The organism is Sphingomonas sp. PP-CC-3A-396 (assembly GCF_004343105.1).
Taxonomy (GTDB): domain Bacteria; phylum Pseudomonadota; class Alphaproteobacteria; order Sphingomonadales; family Sphingomonadaceae; genus Sphingomonas.
This window is the reverse complement of the sequence record NZ_SLYF01000002.1, coordinates 51,593-69,546: the sequence shown is the minus strand read 5'-3', so window position 1 is coordinate 69,546 and position 17,954 is coordinate 51,593. Positions and strand designations below refer to the sequence as shown.

Annotated in this window: 16 protein-coding genes; 8 read left to right on the top strand and 8 right to left on the bottom strand. The window is 66.3% G+C overall.

The genetic code is table 11. The annotated features are described in order from the left end of the window. Window positions 1–70: 70 nt before the first annotated feature. From pgeF to lgt, 4 genes are all read right to left on the bottom strand, one after another. Complete coding sequence (gene pgeF, locus C8J40_RS04075; protein ID WP_132895924.1) at window positions 71–841, bottom strand: peptidoglycan editing factor PgeF; 771 nt, start codon at window positions 839–841, stop codon at window positions 71–73. A gap of 169 nt (window positions 842–1,010) precedes the next feature. Next, on the bottom strand, window positions 1,011–1,523 hold the full coding sequence (locus tag C8J40_RS04070; protein ID WP_132895923.1) for a GNAT family N-acetyltransferase: 513 nt from the start codon (window positions 1,521–1,523) through the stop codon (window positions 1,011–1,013). Then, window positions 1,520–2,482: an SAM-dependent methyltransferase gene (locus C8J40_RS04065; protein WP_243693196.1), complete on the bottom strand. Its 963-nt coding sequence runs from the start codon at window positions 2,480–2,482 to the stop codon at window positions 1,520–1,522. Before C8J40_RS04065 ends, C8J40_RS04070 begins: the two co-directional genes overlap by 4 nt. Window positions 2,483–2,659: 177 nt before the next feature. Beyond that, window positions 2,660–3,562 carry a prolipoprotein diacylglyceryl transferase gene (gene lgt, locus C8J40_RS04060; RefSeq protein ID WP_132895921.1) on the bottom strand — a complete coding sequence of 301 codons (903 nt, stop codon included), beginning with the start codon at window positions 3,560–3,562 and terminating at the stop codon, window positions 2,660–2,662. Between the two features lie 67 nt (window positions 3,563–3,629). Here lgt and C8J40_RS04055 point away from each other — a divergent pair, with 67 nt between their 5' ends. From C8J40_RS04055 to phbB, 4 genes are all read left to right on the top strand, one after another. Further along, window positions 3,630–5,318 (top strand): class I adenylate-forming enzyme family protein, encoded by a 1,689-nt coding sequence (locus C8J40_RS04055; protein ID WP_165911362.1) that lies wholly within the window; start codon window positions 3,630–3,632, stop codon window positions 5,316–5,318. A gap of 159 nt (window positions 5,319–5,477) precedes the next feature. Next, the gene (locus C8J40_RS04050; RefSeq protein ID WP_132895920.1) at window positions 5,478–7,664 is read left to right on the top strand and encodes a molybdopterin cofactor-binding domain-containing protein; all 2,187 of its coding nucleotides are present in this window, start codon (window positions 5,478–5,480) and stop codon (window positions 7,662–7,664) included. Then, a complete protein-coding gene (gene hemH / locus C8J40_RS04045; protein ID WP_132895919.1) occupies window positions 7,661–8,668 on the top strand; it encodes a ferrochelatase in 1,008 nt (335 codons plus the stop codon). The genes C8J40_RS04050 and hemH overlap by 4 nt, the downstream gene beginning before the upstream one ends. 30 nt (window positions 8,669–8,698) lie before the next feature. Continuing rightward, complete coding sequence (gene phbB, locus C8J40_RS04040; RefSeq protein WP_056066403.1) at window positions 8,699–9,421, top strand: acetoacetyl-CoA reductase; 723 nt, start codon at window positions 8,699–8,701, stop codon at window positions 9,419–9,421. A gap of 274 nt (window positions 9,422–9,695) precedes the next feature. On the opposite strand, the gene murA is transcribed toward phbB, so the two are convergent. Next, a complete protein-coding gene (murA, locus tag C8J40_RS04035; RefSeq protein WP_132895918.1) occupies window positions 9,696–10,979 on the bottom strand; it encodes a UDP-N-acetylglucosamine 1-carboxyvinyltransferase in 1,284 nt (427 codons plus the stop codon). A gap of 252 nt (window positions 10,980–11,231) precedes the next feature. On the opposite strand from murA, the gene C8J40_RS04030 reads away from it, so the two are divergent. Then, on the top strand, window positions 11,232–11,915 hold the full coding sequence (locus C8J40_RS04030) for a Crp/Fnr family transcriptional regulator (protein WP_243693230.1): 684 nt from the start codon (window positions 11,232–11,234) through the stop codon (window positions 11,913–11,915). Between the two features lie 167 nt (window positions 11,916–12,082). Here the strand turns inward: C8J40_RS04030 and clpS are convergent, their stop codons facing one another. From clpS to phaC, 3 genes are all read right to left on the bottom strand, one after another. Beyond that, entirely contained in the window at window positions 12,083–12,421 is a 339-nt protein-coding gene (gene clpS, locus C8J40_RS04025) for an ATP-dependent Clp protease adapter ClpS (protein WP_131587736.1), read from the bottom strand. Between the two features lie 191 nt (window positions 12,422–12,612). Continuing rightward, window positions 12,613–13,074 carry a phasin family protein gene (locus C8J40_RS20175; RefSeq protein WP_165911361.1) on the bottom strand — a complete coding sequence of 154 codons (462 nt, stop codon included), beginning with the start codon at window positions 13,072–13,074 and terminating at the stop codon, window positions 12,613–12,615. Window positions 13,075–13,426: 352 nt separating this feature from the next. Continuing rightward, window positions 13,427–15,136 (bottom strand): class I poly(R)-hydroxyalkanoic acid synthase, encoded by a 1,710-nt coding sequence (phaC, locus tag C8J40_RS04015; RefSeq protein ID WP_132895915.1) that lies wholly within the window; start codon window positions 15,134–15,136, stop codon window positions 13,427–13,429. A gap of 388 nt (window positions 15,137–15,524) precedes the next feature. Here phaC and C8J40_RS04010 point away from each other — a divergent pair, with 388 nt between their 5' ends. Genes C8J40_RS04010 through C8J40_RS04000 form a run of 3 tightly spaced genes read left to right on the top strand, consistent with a single transcriptional unit; the run spans window position 15,525 to window position 17,948 of the window. After that, window positions 15,525–16,733, top strand: coding sequence for an LL-diaminopimelate aminotransferase (locus C8J40_RS04010; RefSeq protein WP_093398371.1), 1,209 nt, complete (start codon window positions 15,525–15,527; stop codon window positions 16,731–16,733). Between the two features lie 11 nt (window positions 16,734–16,744). Continuing rightward, window positions 16,745–17,521, top strand: coding sequence for a sulfite exporter TauE/SafE family protein (locus C8J40_RS04005; protein ID WP_132895914.1), 777 nt, complete (start codon window positions 16,745–16,747; stop codon window positions 17,519–17,521). Window position 17,522: 1 nt separating this feature from the next. Next, window positions 17,523–17,948, top strand: a complete 426-nt coding sequence (locus C8J40_RS04000; RefSeq protein WP_132895913.1) for a thioesterase family protein — start codon at window positions 17,523–17,525, stop codon at window positions 17,946–17,948. Window positions 17,949–17,954: the final 6 nt, after the last annotated feature.

Here is a 17,954-nt window from a genome sequence, read left to right as displayed (position 1 = left end):
CTCCTGCGTGGCCCGTCTTATGCGAGCCGATGTGCGGAGCCTAAACGACCGGCGCAGGCTTTGGGAGGCGTTACAGGCCGATGATGCTGATCTGACGCCCATAGGAGGGTTCGCCGCGATGGGTCGCGCGCCGATAACTGAAGAAGCGCGTCTCGCCCCCGTCTTTGGCGGCATAGGTGTCGAGCCCGAGCGCCTCGATCCGCCCGATCCCGGCGACCGCGAGCCGGCTGACGACATAGGCCTCGAGATCGAACTGGTAATGATCCGCACGGCCATCCGCAAAGAAGCGTTCGTTCTCCGGATCCGCCTCGCAGAACCGCCGGATGAAGGCGTCATCGACCTCATAGCTGGCGCGCGCGATGCACGGCCCGACAGCGGCGACGATCCGGTCGCGGTGCGCGCCGATCGCCTCCATCGCAAGGATCGTCGCATCGGTGACGCCGCCGAGCGCGCCTTTCCAGCCGGCGTGAGCCGCGGCAACGACGCCGGCCTCGCGGTCGGCGAACAGTACGGGTGCACAGTCCGCGGTGAGGATGCCGAGCGCGAGGCCGGGGCGGTTGGTGACCAGTGCGTCGGCATGCGGGCGGATCGCGTCGTCGAACGGCTCGATCACGGTGACCGCGTCGGCCGAGTGGACCTGATAGAGCCCGACGAGTTTCGCGCCCGGCAGGACGGCTTCGCTCGCGCGACGGCGGTTCTCGGCGATGCTGGCGGGATCGTCGTCGGAGCCGATGCCGACGTTGAGGCTCGCATACGCCCCGGTCGAAACACCCCCGCGACGGCCGAGAAAGCCGTGGGGAATGTCGCCGAGCGCCTTCGCGCGGATGACGTCGATGGTCATTTCAGGTCACCCAACATCAAATACATCCCCACCCCGGCGAAGGCCGGGGCCCAGTTGGGTGACGTTGCTAACAACAGGCAACGCGCCGTTACCAAGACCTTTCCAACTGGGCCCCGGCCTCCGCCGGGGTGGTGGCCTTTCGCTACGATATCTCTGGAGGCACCGATCATCACAACACGAGCCGCATAATGCGATCATCATCAGGCTGCTCGCCGACCATGAACACATACCGGCCGATCTCGACGAAGCCGTATCGCTGATAGAACCGATGCGCCCGGTGGTTGTCCACATACACGCTGAGGATTACCTCCGTCCGCCCATCGGCCCGTGCGGCCTCGATCACCCAGTCCATCAACGCCGGGCCAACACCCGCACCATGCTGGTCGCCGCGCACATAAAGCTGATAAAGTTCGATCGCGGACGCAGGCCAGTCGCCGGGAAAGGCAACAGGGCCGATCTTCGCAAACCCGACGATCTTACCCGCCTCGTCCATGGCGACGCGCACGGTGAAGGCAGGGTCGGACAGCTGCGCCGGCAAACCCTTTTCTCCGAACGCTTGCTCGAGAAACGCAGCGAGGTCTTCAGGCCGGTACAGCGTACCGAACGTATCGGTGAAAGACCGCTTCGCCATCGCGCCGAGTTCTGCACCGTCGGCGGGCACCGCATCGCGATAGGCGATCATGCAAACGCCGCCGGGGTCGGCCAAGTTGGCGCGGTGATCGCCAGCGCTTTGAAAAGCGTACCCATATCGTCCATCAACCTCCTTCGATCCGCTGCCAATGCTTCCGCCCGCGCAGGCGACGCCTTCGCCAGCGCGGACGTCCGCGAGTCGATGCCGAGCGCACCGAGCAAGTCGCGCTGCGTCACCGGCCCCCACGCGACCGCTCCCTCGGCCTGCGCCGCGGCGGCGAGCGTGGTGAAGTCGACATGCGCGGTCAGGTCGTGCTCGCCAGGCGCCTCGAACGGGTTGGCGAAGGCGTGTGCGCGCACCGCCTGCAACGTGTCGCCGAGTGCCGGCCCCTCATACCCATAGTCGATCGCGATCAGCGCACCGCCCTGCGCGGCGATCCGCTTGGCGAGGCCGCGGACGATGGTAACGGCAGCGGGTGACGTCTCGAGAATCGAGCCCGCGGGGGCATCGCGGAACGGCTCGGGAATGACTGCGTCGGGCAGCGGCTTGCCGGCGATCGGCAGGAACAGCAGGTCCTGCGCCGCGACTAGGCGTTCGTGCCACTGCGCGCGTTTCACCAATTGCCGGATCGGCAGCGCATCGAAGAACTCGTTGGCGACGACGATCAGCGGGCGATCGGTCGGCAGCGTATCGATCGTATCGTGCCAGGTCGCTATCGGCACGCGCTCGGCCTGCGCCTTCCGCAGCGCCGGGCTGGTCTCGACGAAATGGATCTCGGGGTTGAAGCCAGCCTTCGCCATCGCTCGCCCGGCGTCGGCGGCAAGCGTACCGCGGCCCGGCCCGAGCTCGACCCACGCCACGTCCGGCCGCCCAGCCCGGTCCCACAGATCGGCGCACCAAAGACCGATCAGCTCGCCAAACATCTGGCTGATCTCCGGCGCGGTCGTGAAGTCCCCCGCAGCCCCCAGCGGATCACGAGTCGCATAATACTGGGCGTTGGCCGCCGCCATATACTGCGCAACGGGAATCGGACCTGCGAGCGCGATCGCCCGGGCGAGCCGTTCCGGAAGAGCTGCTTCGATTCCCCTTCCGCTTGCGGGAGGTGTTAGCGGAGGGGCTGGAGTATCTTTGGCCATGACATTTGCGGCCATGCCCTCCCCCGACCCCTCCCGCAAGCGGGAGGGGAGCTAAGCGACGCTCTGCGTCCCCGCGATCGACTCGACCCGCACGCGCCGTTTGGCCGACGTCGCCACCAGATACCCGCCGCCAATGATCATCGGTACGCACAGCCACTGCCCCATGTGCAGCCCGGTATGCTCGGCAAACGCGCGCAGCTGCGAATCCGGCTCGCGGAAGAACTCGACGGTGAACCGCGCCAGGCCGTAGCCGAGCACGAACAACCCGACGAGCTTGCCCGGATCATACCGCGCCTTGGTCTTCCAGAACGCGAACCACAGCAGCGCGAAAAGGAGGATGCCCTCCAGCCCCGCCTCGTACAGCTGGCTCGGATGCCGCGCCGGCTCGACCATCCCGAACGGCACGGTGCGCTCGAAGATGATCCCCCAGGCGACGTTGGTCGGCTTGCCCCAGAGCTCGCCGTTGACGAAGTTCGCCAGCCGCCCGAAGAACAGTCCGAAGGGCACGCAGCACGCGATATAATCGTGCACGCGCAACCAGTTGAGCTGGTGCTTCCGTGCAAACAGGATCAGCCCGATTGACGTGCCGATCACCCCGCCGTGGAACGACATCCCGCCGTCCCACAGCCGGAAGATCCGCAGCGGATGCAGGAACATCTCGGGCGCATAGAAGATCACATAACCGAGCCGGCCGCCGAGGATGATGCCGAGCGTCGCGTAGAACACGAGGTCGTCGGCATGCCGCCGCGCCATCGGTGCGCCGGGCTGCGCGAGGAGCTTGAGCAGATACCACCAGCCGAGCAGGATCCCGCCAATATAGGCGAGGCTGTACCAGCGCAGCGTGAAGAAGCCGATCGAGAAGACGTCGGGGTGGAGCCCCAAATCCTCGAAACGGATGTGACTGCCGACGGCAGGCGCTACGCCCGCAGCGGCGGTGATGGTCGACAGGATCAAAGGCTTTTCCCCACGCGTTCGCCCCTGCATAAAGACCGATAACGATAAGACCAAGTAGGAGAGCGATATGCGGACCGAGCTGGACCTGGCTATGGATTCGACGATGGCCGCGCTGACCGCGCCCGACGGCATGCTGGCGCTTGGCTCGGTCGAGCGATTCGGCGTCACGCTGCCGACGATCGCCGCCGCGCCGCCCGCGCTCAGCTATTATTTCGCGCACTACGCCAACGAGCACCGCGACGCCGTCTTCATCGTCTCCGGCGACGAACGCTTGACGTTCGGCGAGGTCTACGCCGCCGCCGAACGCACCGCGCGCGCCCTGGTCGGCGGGTACGGCATCGCGAAAGGCGACCGAGTCGGCATCGCGATGCGCAATTCGCCGTCGTGGATCGTGCTCTACATGGGCATCGTCATGGCCGGCGGCGTCGCGACGCTGCTCAACGGCTGGTGGCAGGCGGAGGAGCTGGAGACGGCGATCGGCGAGGTCGATTGCGCGCTCGTCTTCGCCGATCCGCCCCGCGTGAAGCGACTGGCGCAGATCGCCGGCCTTGCCGCGCCGGTCGTCGAGATCGACGATTCGCGTGCGCTCGACACCGCCCTCGCGGCGGTGTTCGCGAAGGACGATCATACCGCCGACCTGCCGCTGCTCGGGCCCGAGGATCATGCGACGATCCTGTTCACCAGCGGCTCGACCGGCCAGTCGAAGGGCGCGCTGTCCGAACACCGCGCGGTCGTGCAGGGGATCTTCAATTATCTCGGCCAGGCGATGATGATGGTCGGGATCGCCACCGCGCAAGGCAATCCGCCGGTCGGCCAGCCGGTCACGCTGCTGACGATCCCGCTGTTCCATATCACCGGCGAAGTGCCGGTCTTCCTCCAGAGCTTCGCGATGGGCCGCAAGCTCGTGCTGATGCCGAAATGGGATGCGGGCGAGGCGATGCGGCTGATCGAGTCGGAGGGCGTCACCTATTTCGTCGGCGTGCCGCTCATGAGCTTCGAGATCCTCAATCACCCCGACCGCGCCAACTACGACCTGTCGACCGTCACCGATTTCGCCGCGGGGGGCGCACCCCGCCCGGTCGATCACGTCCGCCGCATCGACGAGGAGATGGGCGGCAGCGCGCCGCTGATCGGTTACGGCCTGACCGAGACCAACGCGGTCGGCACCGGCAACTGGCGCGGCAACTACCTCGCCAAGCCCAATTCCGCCGGCCGCCCCGGCGCGCCTTTGGTCGACTTGGCCATTCTCGACGACGCCGGCCACCCGGTCGACCAAGGCCAGCGCGGCGAGGTCTGCATCCGCTCGATCTGCAACTTCAAGGAATATTGGAACCGCCCCGACGCGACCGCGGCGGCGTTCACGTCGGACGGCTATTTCCGCACCGGCGACATCGGTTACCTCGACGAGGACGGCTATCTGTTCATCGTCGACCGCAAGAAGGACATCATCATCCGCGGCGGCGAGAACATCTCGTGCCAGGAGGTCGAGGCCGCCTTGTACGAGCATCCGGCGGTGGCGGAGGCGGCGGTCTTCGGGCTTGCGGACGAGCGGTTCGGCGAGGTGCCCGGTGCGGTGGTCGTGCCACAGGACGGCGAGACGCTGACCTCCGACGACCTGACCGCATTCCTCCACCAGCACATCGCCGCGTTCAAGATACCGCAGCGGATTTGGATTTCGGAAGAGCCGCTGCCAAGACTGGGGACGGAGAAGATCGACAAGGTAACGCTCAAGGCCACCTACCGAGCACTCGCCTAAATTCCCTCGCCCCTACGGGGAGAGGGAGGGAGGAGCCAATTGGCGACGGAAGGGAGAGGGGCAGTGAGACTCCCGGCACGGCCCCGGAGACCCACTCCCCCTCATCCGCCGCTTCGCGCCACCTTCTCCCCGTGGGGGAGAAGGATTAGAGCGCACCCTATGATCAGCAGGCGTGGGATATTAGTCGGCGGCGGCGCGGGGATCGGCCTTGTCGTCGCCTGGGGTCTGTGGCCGCGAATCTACGCCCCAAACCTCGTAGCCAACTCCGGCGAAACCCCGTTCGGCGCCTGGCTCAAGATCGGCACCGACGGCCACGTCACCGTCGCCGTCCCGCAGGTCGAACATGGCCAGGGCGTCTACACCAGCCTCCCCCAGATCGTCGCGGACGAGCTCGGAGCGGACTGGCGCACCGTCGGTGTCGAGCCCGCCCCGCTCAACCCACTCTATGCCAACGGAATCGCCACGCACGACCTGTTCGAAGGCCTGTTCGACCGCCTCCCGGACGGCACCCCGCAACCACCGATGCTCACCGGCGGATCGAGTTCGATCCGGATGTTCGAGCAAGCCTGTCGCGAAGCCGGCGCCCGCGCCCGCGCGCTGCTCTGCATGGCGGCAGCGAAGCGCTGGGACGCCGACTGGACCCAGGTCAACGTCGACGCCGGCTTCTGCACCTTCGGCGCCAAACGCATCCGCTTCGCCGAACTGGCCGAGGAGGCCGCGAAGTTCACTCTCCCCGCCCCCCTCCCGCTCGGCATCCAGAGCGCCGGCAAGCTGGTCGGCAAATCTGTCCCCCGACTCGACACGCCAGCGAAGATCGACGGTTCGGCGAACTTCGCTGGCGACGTCCGCCTCGCCGACATGGTCCACGCCGCGATCCGCCAGGGCCCGGTCGGCGGTCGCCTAACAAAGGTCGACCGTGCCGCCGCCGACCGCATCCGCGGCGTGCTCTCGATCGTCGAGAACCCGCGTTGGGTGGCCGCGGTGGCGACGACGTGGTGGGCGGCGCAGAAGGCGCTCGATGCCCTCGCGCCGCGGTTCGAGAATGACGCCCCCCTGCCCAATGCCAAGTCGATCGACGCGGCCCTGGACGCCGCACTCGCTCGCCCCGGTACACGAATGGCGGAAACAGGCGACGTTGCCGCAACCTTCCAGGGCGCCAAGCTTGTCACCGCGACCTACCGCGCCGGCCTTGGCTTGCACGCAGCGATCGAGACCCGCAGCGCAACCGCATTCTTCTCCAACGGCCGCCTCGAACTCTGGCTGGCGACGCAAGCACCGGGGCTCGCGCGATCGGCTGCGGCGCGCGCGGCGGGTCTCAGCGAAAACTCTGTCGTCGTTCACCCGATGCTGGTCGGCGGATCGTTCGGCGCCGCGCTGGAGCACGACGTCGCCGAGCAAGCCGCCGTCCTCGCGATCAAGCTTCGCCGGCCAGTCAGCCTCGTCTGGTCGCGCGGCGAAGACTCGCTCCACGATCGCTACCGCCCACCCGCGATCGCGAAGATGGCCGCCCGCCTCGCCCTCAACGGCGCGATCATGGGCTGGTCGGCCAACATCGCCGCCCCCTCCACCGGCGCCGAGATGGCACGTCGGATGATGCCGGGGCTCGCCACCGAAGCCGCACTGATCGGCACGAAGAGCGACCGCTACGCCGTGGCGGGTGCAACGCCCGCCTATCGTATCCCAGCCTATGCGATCGACCACCACCCGGCCGAGATCGGCATACCGACCGGCCACCTGCGCGGCGGCGCGCATGGGTACACCGCGTTCTTCACCGAATGCTTCCTCGACGAACTGGCGCGCACGGCCCAGTGCGAACCGATGTCGTTCCGGATCGGGATGCTCGGTGGCGAACCGCGACTTGCGCGCTGCCTGTCGACCGCGGCAGCCCTCGGCGGCTGGAACGGCGGCGTCGCAGGCAGCGGCCAGGGGATCGCAGCCCACGCGTTCCGAGGCAGCTACATCGCCGTGATGGCCGAGGCGCACATGGGTGCGGACCAGCGCCCGGTCGTCGACCGCCTCGTCGCCGCGGTCGACTGCGGCGCGCAGATCAACCCCGACATCGTCCGCCAGCAGATCGAGGGCGGGCTGATCTTCGGCATGGCCGCCGCGCTCGGCGCGTCGACAGGTTTCACCCGCGGCCTTGCCGACGCACGCGGGTTCGACACGATCGCCCTGCCCCGCCTCGCCGACACGCCCGACATCACCGTCGAGGTCATCCGCAGCGACGAAGCCCCCGGCGGCGTCGGCGAACTCGGCGTCCCCGCGGTCGCACCGGCAATCGCCAACGCGCTCTATGCGTCAACGGGCTTCCGCATCCGCAATTTGCCTTTAAGACCAGCGCCATGACCCTGCCCCCCGATCACCCCACGATTCCCAAGCCCCGCATCGGCGTGTTGCTGATGAACCTCGGCACGCCCGATGGCCCCGATGCGAAATCGGTGAAGCGCTATCTCGGCGAGTTCCTGTCCGATTCGCGCGTCGTCGAGATCCCGCAGATCGCGTGGCAGCCGATCCTGCGCGGCATCATCCTCAACACGCGCCCGAAAAAGTCCGCGCATGCTTATTCGCAGGTCTGGCGCGAGGACGGCTCGCCACTCGCCGCGATCACCCGGTTGCAGGCGGCCGCGCTGAAGGATTCGTTCGGCCCGGAAGTGCTCGTCGACTGGGCGATGCGCTACGGCAATCCGTCGATCTCGGACCGGCTGACCGCGATGAAGGCAGCGGGCTGCGAGCGCATCCTGCTCGCGCCGCTCTACCCGCAATATTGCGCAGCAACGACCGCGACGGCGAACGACAAGGCGTTCAAGCATCTCGCCGGTTTGCGCTGGCAGCCGGCGGTCCGCACGCTGCCACCTTACTATGACGACACGCTCTATATCGACGCGCTGAAGGACTCGCTCGAAGAGGGGCTCTCCGCGCTTGATTTCACGCCCGATGCGATCGTCGCCAGCTTCCACGGGATGCCGAAGCGGACGTTGCAGCAGGGCGATCCGTATCACTGCCACTGCCAGAAGACCGCGCGACTGCTCGGCGAGCGGATAGGGCGCGAGTTGACGATCGCGTTCCAGTCACGGTTCGGGCCGCAGAAGTGGCTGGGTCCGGCGACCGACGAGACGCTCGTCGCGCTCGCCAAGGCAGGCAAGACCAAGGTCGCGATCTTCGCGCCGGGCTTCTCCGCCGATTGCCTGGAGACGCTGGAGGAACTGTCGATCCGCGGGCGCGAGAGCTTCGAAGAGGCTGGCGGGACGCACTTCGCCTACCTTCCCTGCCTCAACGATAGCCCCGTCGGCGTGAAAATGTTGCGCAGCATTTTGGCGCGTGAGCTTGAAGGATGGGTGCGGGCTGGCTAGCCTTCGGCAAAACACTGAGGAGAGAGACTGATGGCACGCGTCGCAATTGTAACCGGTGGTACGCGCGGAATCGGCGAAGCGATCAGTCTCGCATTGCAGGACATGGGCCTGACCGTCGCGGCCACCTATGCCGGCAACGACGACCGCGCCCGCGAGTTCACCGAGCGCACCGGGATCAAGGCGTACAAGTGGGACGTCGCCGACTATGATGCGTGCCAGGCCGGCTGCGCGCAGGTCGCCGCCGATCTGGGCGACGTGGACATCGTCGTGAACAACGCCGGCATCACCCGCGACGGCACGATCCTGAAGATGACCTACCAGGATTGGAAAGAGGTGATGGACACCAATCTTGGCGGTTGTTTCAACATGGCCAAAGCCGTCTTCCCCGGCATGCGGACGCGTAAATGGGGGCGGATCGTCAACATCGGCTCGATCAACGGCCAAGCCGGCCAATACGGCCAGGTGAACTATGCTGCGGCGAAGTCCGGTATCCACGGCTTCACGAAAGCCCTCGCCCAGGAAGGCGCGCGCGCGGGCGTGACGGTCAACGCGATCGCACCGGGGTATATCGATACGGACATGGTGGCGGCGGTGCCGGCCGACGTGCTGGAGAAGATCGTCGCGAAGATTCCGGTCGGGCGACTGGGCCAGGCTACCGAGATCGCGCGAGGCGTTGCGTTCCTGTGCTCGGAGGAGGGCGGGTTCGTGACCGGGTCGACGCTGAGCATCAATGGCGGGCAGCACATGTACTGACGGGCGCAGGCAGCGCAAAGCGCAGCCGATGCCCGCGAGCAAAGCGAAGCGGGCAGCGCCCGGCACGGCCGGCGGGTCGGCTAGCCGAACCCGTCCGACGGCGGCTTTGCCGGCGGCGCCGAGTAGAGGTCTACCGGATTACCAAGGTCGGTCTTGCTTGATCCTGGGCCCCCGCCTTCGCGAGGGAACTGCCCAGCAACGACCCTAAGCGCGTATCAGGACGACCTTTCCAATTGGGCCCCGGCCTCCGCCGGGGTGGAGGAAAGGTCCAGCCTCACCCGTCGCTGGCGCGCTCGATATCCGCGCCAACGGCGCTCAGCTTCTCCTCCAACCGCTCATACCCGCGGTCGAGATGATACACCCGGCCCACAGACGTCTCGCCATCCGCCGCGAGCCCCGCCAGAATCAAGCTCATCGAAGCCCGAAGATCCGTCGCCATCACCTGTGCGCCGACCAGCTTATCGACGCCGCGCACCACCGCGGTCCGCCCACGCACCTGGATATCCGCTCCCATCCGCGCCAGCTCGGGCACGTGCATGTAGCGGTTCTCGAAGATCGTCTCGGTCAGCACGCTCGCGCCGTCCGCCTTGCACAACATCGCCATGAACTGCGCCTGCATGTCGGTCGCAAACCCGGGGTAGGGCGCGGTCGACAGCGTCAGCGGCTTCAGCACGCCGTCCGACGCCACCCGCACGCCGTCCATGGTCGGCGTCACCGAAACGCCAGCCTCGACCAGCGCATCGATCGTCGCACCCATGTCCGGGATCGCCACGCCGACCAGCTCCAGGTCGCCGCCGGTGATCGCCGCGGCACACGCGTAACTGCCCGCCTCGATCCGGTCGGGCATCACCGCATAGGTCGCACCGTGCAGCCGGTCGCGACCTTCGATCGTCAGCGTCTCGGTACCGATCCCGTCGATCGACGCGCCCATCGCGACGAGGCAGTTGCAGAGGTCGACGATCTCGGGCTCGCGCGCCGCATTCTCGATCACGCTCGTGCCCTTGGCGAGCACCGCCGCCATCACGACGTTCTCGGTCGCGCCGACCGACACGATCGGGAAACGGAAGCGGCCGCCCGGCAGGCGCCCGCCCGGCGCGATCGCCTTCACATAGCCCGCCGCCATCTCCAACTCGGCGCCAATTGCTTCCAAAGCGCGCAGATGCAGATCGATTGGGCGATTACCGATCGCGCAGCCGCCCGGCAGCGACACCGTCGCCTCGCCACCGCGCCCGAGCAGCGGCCCGAGCACCAAAATCGACGCGCGCATCTTGCGCACGATGTCGTACGGCGCCTCGGTCGAGGTCAAATTGCCCGCACGGATCGTCATCACCCGGCCGAAATCCTCGGGCCGCGTGCCCTGGATCGCGGTCGACGCGCCAAGCTGGTTGAGCAGATGGCCGAAGCCGTCGACGTCCGCCAGTCGCGGCAGATTGCGCAACGTCAGCGGCTCTTCAGTCAGCAACGCGCACGGCATCAGCGTGAGCGCGGCGTTCTTCGCGCCGGAGATGGGCAAGCGCCCGGACAGGCGATTGCCGCCGCGAATGAGAATACGGTCCATCCCGGGTGTCTATAGCGGCTGGCGTTCTGCGCAAGGGCCGCGCACCGATCGGGCGATAGGCGGACGCTGCGCAGGGCCAAGTCCCGCGCTGGGACCCGCCTTGCGCCCTCAGTAGCGCTAACGCCCCGCGCTTGATCGACTTTAATGCGCGGAAATCCTAGCTTTGCTCTGTGGTTCTTGAACATTGGGGACCATTACAGAGTGCCGGACAGCTGCTTCGCCGACCGCGTCGGCGATCTCATCGACCTGTCGATGAACGAAAAGGCTGCGCTAGCGCGGTTGGAGGACCGCCCGCGCGACTTGCGTCGCGGTGCCGTCCTCGTGCGCGAAAACGATCCGCAGGCCGAACTCTTCATCCTGCAACGCGGCATGGCGATGAGCTATGTGCTGCTCGACGACGGCAGCCGCCAGATCCTCCGCTTCCTTTACGCCGGCGACATGCTGGCGGTCTCCGCGCTGGTGTATCGCGATTCGCCCGAGACGGTGGTCGCGCTGACCGACTGCACGGTGTGCGCGTTCGATCGCTCGGCGATGACTGCGCTCGTCACCGATCATCCGCGGCTGTCGGCGATCATCATGGTAATGAACCAGATGGAGAAGGTGGCGCTGACCGACCGGCTCGCCGCGCTGGGTCGCACCTCGGCCAAGGCGCGGATCGCGGCGCTGTTGCTCGAGATGCGCAACCGGATGCGGATGCGCGACCGGGCGATGGGCAACAGCTTTACGCTCGGACTGACGCAGGAGGAGATCGGCGATGCCACCGGGCTCACCGCGGTGCACGTCAACCGGATGCTGCGACAGTTGGAAGAGGATGGGCTGATCCGGCGCGAGGCTGGTCGCGTGACGTTGCTCAACGAGGCGATGCTGGCGCAGGCGGCGAATTACATCGACCGCTTCGATCGGCTGGACCTGCGCTGGCTTCCGCCCGCGCGGTGACCACTTTCTTAGATCCTCCCCCGCCAGGGGGAGGTGGCTGGCTCTTGCCAGACGGAGGGGGCGGATACGGAACAGAGGTGGTCGCGTGCCTCCCCCTCCGTCACCTTCGGTGCCACCTCCCCCTGGCGGGGGAGGATCAGTAACAAGCTCACCTTAAACGGTTAGGCTCACGCTTTTTCGAGCGTGCACTGGAGCGGATGCTGATTCTGCCGGGCGAAATCCATGACCTGCGACACCTTGGTCTCGGCGACTTCGTAGCTGAACGTGCCACACACCCCGACGCCCTTCTGGTGGACATGCAGCATCACACGCGTCGCGGCCTCCATGTCCATGCGGAAGAAGCGCTGGAGACACAGCACGACGAACTCCATCGGCGTGTAGTCGTCGTTGAGCATCAGCACGCGGTACGGCGTCGGTTGTTTAGTCTTGGCACGCGTTTTGGTCGCGATGCCGGCACCGGTGCCGTCATTGCCATCCTCGCCACCATCGTCGCGGCGCTCGGCCATCATTACGGCCAGCTTCATTTCGGGGGTCAACACCATGCTGCCAAAATATGGCATGCCGGGGGGCAAGGGCAAGGGGGCGCCCGCACACCCCACGCGAAATCCGCGCGAAATCCGCAAACGAAAAAGGGGCGACCGTCGCATGACGGCCGCCCCCTTCTCGTCGCATCGCCCGAAGGCGTGGCGCTATCGACTTACGCCGAGATCTTCATCTTGTCGGTCGCGACCGCAACGCGGTTCGAGATCGGCTGGGCGAACTCGCCGAACATCTTGAGCATCCGCTCGGTCGAGCGCGAACCCTCGGCGATCATCGTGTCGAACGCGGTGCGCGCATAATCGCCCTGGAGCTTCATGAACTCGGTCGGCGACTTGGCCGCGGCGAGCGTCTTGGCGGCTTCGGTCGCGCTCTCGAACGAGGTCTTGGCGTATTCGGCGGCTTCATGGCCGAGCGCTTCGACGTTCTTCGCGGCGATCTTCGACGATTCGACCAGCGCCTCGATGTTGCCCTTGCCGAATGCGGTCATGTCCTCGACCATCTTCGCCGACTTCTCCATCGCGCCCTTGGCCTGCTCGCTGAATTCGCTGGTGGTGGTGCCGCTGAACCCGTTGGTGAACAGGGCCTTGGTCTTCTCGGTGATGCTCTGGATCGTGTCCATCGTGGCGTCCTTTGGTTCGCTGGCTAGGGTTTCACTAGCTGGGATCCCCGACGGCGCGACGGCCGGAATCGGGGCTGGAGTGTCCGGTTGCGGCGATACAAAAGCAGCCGCGGGAGGTGTGTCGATCGCCGGCGTCTTGGCGACCGGCCTGGGTGCCGGTTGAGCCGGCTTGGCGACGGTCCGAGGAGCCTTCGCGGTGGCGACAGGCTTCGAACCGGCCTTGGCCGTCCGTTTCACGATATCCACCATCCACGCACCTCTCTTCGGAGTTATGTCGTGGTCCTTGATACACGATTCGCGGCGTCGCACAACGAAATTGTGCACTGCACCATGACGTTAACGGAAGGTAGCGCTACCGGGTTTTGACATACTCGCCGGGCGCATCACCAAGCGCCGCGAGGGCCCCCTTGCCGGGATGCCTAACCCCTTTGGCTGCCACGGTTTTCGGATCGATCGCGCGGACCCATTCGACCCAGTCGGGCCACCAGCTTCCCTTGGTCTCGGTGGCCCCCGCGACGAAGTCCTCGAGCGTCGTGTGCGCTGAGGGATTGGTCCAAAACTGATACTTGCCCGCAGCCGGCGGGTTCACGACTCCGGCGATGTGACCCGACCCCGCCAGCACGAATTTCAACGGCCCCGCGAACAGCTGGGTCAGCTTCCACACGCTTTCGGCCGGCGCGATATGATCCTCGCGCCCCGCCTGGACGTAAGCGGGCGTCGTCACCTTGGTGAGATCGATTGGCGTCCCGTCCACCGTCATCGTGCCCGTGACCAGCAGATTGTCGCGGTAGAGATCGGTTAGATAGCTCAGGTGCCATTTCGCCGGCAGGTTGGTGGTGTCGCCGTTCCAGTGGAGCAGGTCGAACGGCACGTAATCCTGCCCCAGCAGGTAATTCTGCGTGACGTAGTTCCAGATCAGGTCGCGCCCGCGGAGCAGGTTGAACGTCGTCGCCATGTAGCGCCCGTCGAGGAACCCCTCGGGCGACAGCGACGCGACCATCTTCAGCTGCTCGTCGTCGATGAAATGCTGCAGCTCGCCCGCCTGCGCGAAATCGACCTGCGCCGTAAAGAACGTCGCGCTCGCGACCTTCGCCGCCTCGCCGCGCGCCGCCAGCAGCGCAAGCGTCGCCGCCAGCGTCGTCCCCGCCACGCAATAGCCGATCGTGTGCACCGCCGGCACCTTCAGCGCAGTCCGCACCGTGTCGATCGCATCGACCTGCGCGGCGATATAATCGTCCCAGACGATGTCCTTCATGCTCGCGTCGGCCGACTTCCACGACACCATGAACACGGTGATGCCCTGCTCGACCGCCCAGCGGATGAAGCTCTTCTCCGGCGTCAAGTCGAGGATGTAGAACCGGTTGATCCACGGCGGAAAGATGACCAGCGGCGTCGCCAGCACCTTGTCCGTGGTCGGGCTGTACTGGATCAGCTCATAGAGCGGCGTGCGCTTGACGACCTTGCCCGGCGTCATCGCCAGGTTGCGGCCAAGCTCGAACGCGCCCTCCGGCGTGTGCGTCACCTGCCCACGGGCAAGATCCGCCATCATGTTCTGCAAGCCTTTCAGCAGATTCTCGCCGCGCGTCTCGATCGTCTTCTCGATCACCTGCGGGTTGGTCAGCGCGAAATTGGTCGGGCTCATCGCATCGACGAACCCCTTGGTCGCGAACCGCAACTGCTCCTTCTGCTTGGGGTCGAGCCCGTCGACCGCCTCGACACCGCGTAGCATGTGGTCGCCGATGAGTTGATAACTCTGTCGAATCAGGTCGAACACGGGTTCGCGCCACTGCGGCGCCTTGAAACGCTTGTCGGTGACGGGCGCGGGATCGGGCGCCTTAGCGGGATCGAGAAATCGCTGCCACAACGTCAGGCTCTCGGCCCAGAAATCGCGTGCGCGTTCGAGCGTGGCGGGGTCGGTGAAGCCCGGAATCACGGGGATGCCCTCGGGCTTGGGCTGCATCGCCGCCAAGCCCTGCTCCATCATCATCTGCTGCGCACGACCCATCACCCAGGTCCAATGCTGGAGATCGGGCAGGCTCGGAGTAGGAGGAGTTTCGGCCATGACGTCCTCTGCTTTTTCCGGAGCTTACCGCAGGTGTCGGCCAAGCGGAAGGCGACTGTCACCCGCCCCTTCCGTCACTCGTCTCCGGCGTCACTCGTCTCTGCCGTCACTCGCAACAAAGCCCGCCACCCGAGAAAAGCCCGTCGCCCGAGAAAGCGCGTCGATCGCAACAAAACCCGTCACCCCAGCGAAAGCTGGGGTATCCCGGTTCGGGCCACCCCCTTCAACAACAGGGATACCCCAGCTTTCGTTGGGGTGACGGGAGAGGTGGGATTTGGAGCAACGGCGGGCTGCCTCGGCCCGCCTCCTCACAACACGCAAGCTTTCGTTGGGTGACGCCCCCGCTGACCTGCGGTACAGCACCCGCTCCTCCAACATGAGGCCGATCATGTCCGAAGACTTCTACCGCATCAAACGCTTGCCCCCTTACGTCATCGCCGAAGTGAACGCGATGCGGGCTGCGGCGCGCGCGGGCGGGGAGGACATCATCGATCTCGGCATGGGCAATCCCGACCTGCCGCCGCCCGAGCATGTCATCGAGAAGCTCGTCGAAGTCGCGCGTAAACCCAGCGCGCACGGCTATTCGCAGTCGAAGGGCATCCCAGGCCTGCGAAAAGCCCAGGCGAATTACTACGGCCGCCGCTTCGGCGTCGACGTCGATCCCGAGACCGAGGTCGTCGTGACGATGGGCTCGAAGGAAGGCCTCGCGAGCCTGGCCACCGCGATCACCGCGCCCGGCGACGTCGTGCTCGCGCCCAACCCGTCCTACCCGATTCACACCTTCGGCTTCATCATCGCCGGCGCGACGATCCGCGCGGTGCCGACCACGCCGGATGAGGCGTATTTCGAGAGCCTCGAGCGCGCGATGGCGTTCACCGTGCCCGCGCCGTCGGTGCTGGTGATGGGCTATCCGTCGAACCCGACCGCCGAAGTCGTCGACCTCGCCTTCTACGAGCGCGTCGTCGCGTTCGCCAAGAAGCACAAGCTATGGGTGATCTCCGATCTCGCCTATTCCGAGCTGTATTTCGACGGCAAGCCGACCCCCTCGATCCTCCAGGTCCCGGGCGCGAAGGATGTCGCGATCGAGTTCACCTCGCTCAGCAAGACCTATTCGATGGCCGGTTGGCGGATGGGCTTCGGGGTCGGCAACAAGACGCTGATCGCGGCGATGACGCGGGTGAAGTCGTACCTCGACTACGGCGCGTTCACCCCGATCCAGGCCGCCGCCTGCGCCGCGCTCAACGGCCCGCAGGACATCGTCGAACGCAACCGCCAGCTTTATCACAAGCGCCGCGACGTGCTGGTCGAGAGCTTTGGCCGCGCTGGCTGGGACATACCGAGCCCCCGCGCGAGCATGTTTGCGTGGGCCCCCCTGCCGCCCGCACTCGCGCACTTAGGTAGCCTTGAGTTCACCAAACAATTGCTGACTCACGCGCATGTCGCCGTTGCTCCAGGCGTGGGCTACGGCGAAAACGGCGAGGGCTATGTGAGAATCGCGATGGTCGAGAACGAACAGCGGCTCCGCCAGGCGGCGCGCAACGTGAAGAAATATCTCCAGTCGATGGGCGTCAACACGCCCGCGCGTGGCGCCGGCTGACCTTCGCCAGCGTGGATATCAATCCGTTATATTCGGTGGCCGGCGTGCTCGTCGGCCTCATCGTCGGTCTGACGGGTGTCGGCGGCGGGTCGCTGATGACGCCGCTGCTGGTGCTCGTCTTCGGCTTCCACCCCGCCACCGCGGTCGGCACCGACCTGCTCTACGCGTCGGCGACCAAGACGGTCGGGACGACGGTGCATGGCTGGCGCGGCACGGTCGACTGGCAAGTCGTGCGCCGGCTCGCCACCGGCAGCGTCCCCGCGGCGATCGCGACGTTGCTGGTGCTCAACCATCTCGGCGAGAAATCGTCCGACACCGGCCACGCGATCACCGTCGTGCTCGGCGTGACGCTCATCCTGTCGGCGGTCGCGACGTTCTTTCGCGGCAAGATCGTCGCGTGGCTGACCCCGCGCATCGGCACGGTCGGCGGTGAGCGCCAGGCGATGCTGACCGTCCTGCTCGGCGCAGTTCTCGGCGTGCTCGTCTCGCTGACCTCGGTCGGCGCTGGCGCATTGGGCATGACCGCACTGCTGATCCTGTACCCGACGCTGCCGATCAACCGGTTGGTTGGCTCCGACATCGCCCACGCCGTGCCGCTGACGTTGCTCGGCGGGATCGGCCACTGGATCCTCGGTTCGGTCGACGTCGACCTGCTCGTGTCGCTGCTGATCGGGTCGATCCCCGGCATCATCGTCGGGAGCCTGATCGCCACGCGCGTCTCCGACCGCGTGCTGGTGCCGGTGCTGGCGACGGTGCTGGCGCTGGTCGGCGTAAAGCTGATCTTCTGAGATGCGGCCGGGGTTCGCCTTCTCGACGCGTTTCCGCGTGCGCTACGCCGAGATCGACGGCCAGCGCATCGTCTTCAACTCGCGCTATCTCGAATATGCCGACGTCGCGGTCACGGAATTCTGGGAATGGACCGGGATCGCCGAAGCGCTGCCGGAGATCTGGCCGACCACCGAGTTCAACGTCCGCCGGACGGAGATCGATTACCTCAAGCCGTTCCGCTTGGGGGATACGGTCGAGGCGTTCGTCCGGATCGAAAAGCTCGGCACCACCAGCCTGACGAAGCGGTTCGAGCTGGCGCATGCAGAGACGGGCGAGCTGCATACCGTGATCACGATGGTCAGCGTGCACGTTGATCTTGAGACGGGGCGGCCGGTGCCCCTGCCCGACGCGATCCGCACGGTATTGGAAGCGTTACCGACCCAATAACCCGAA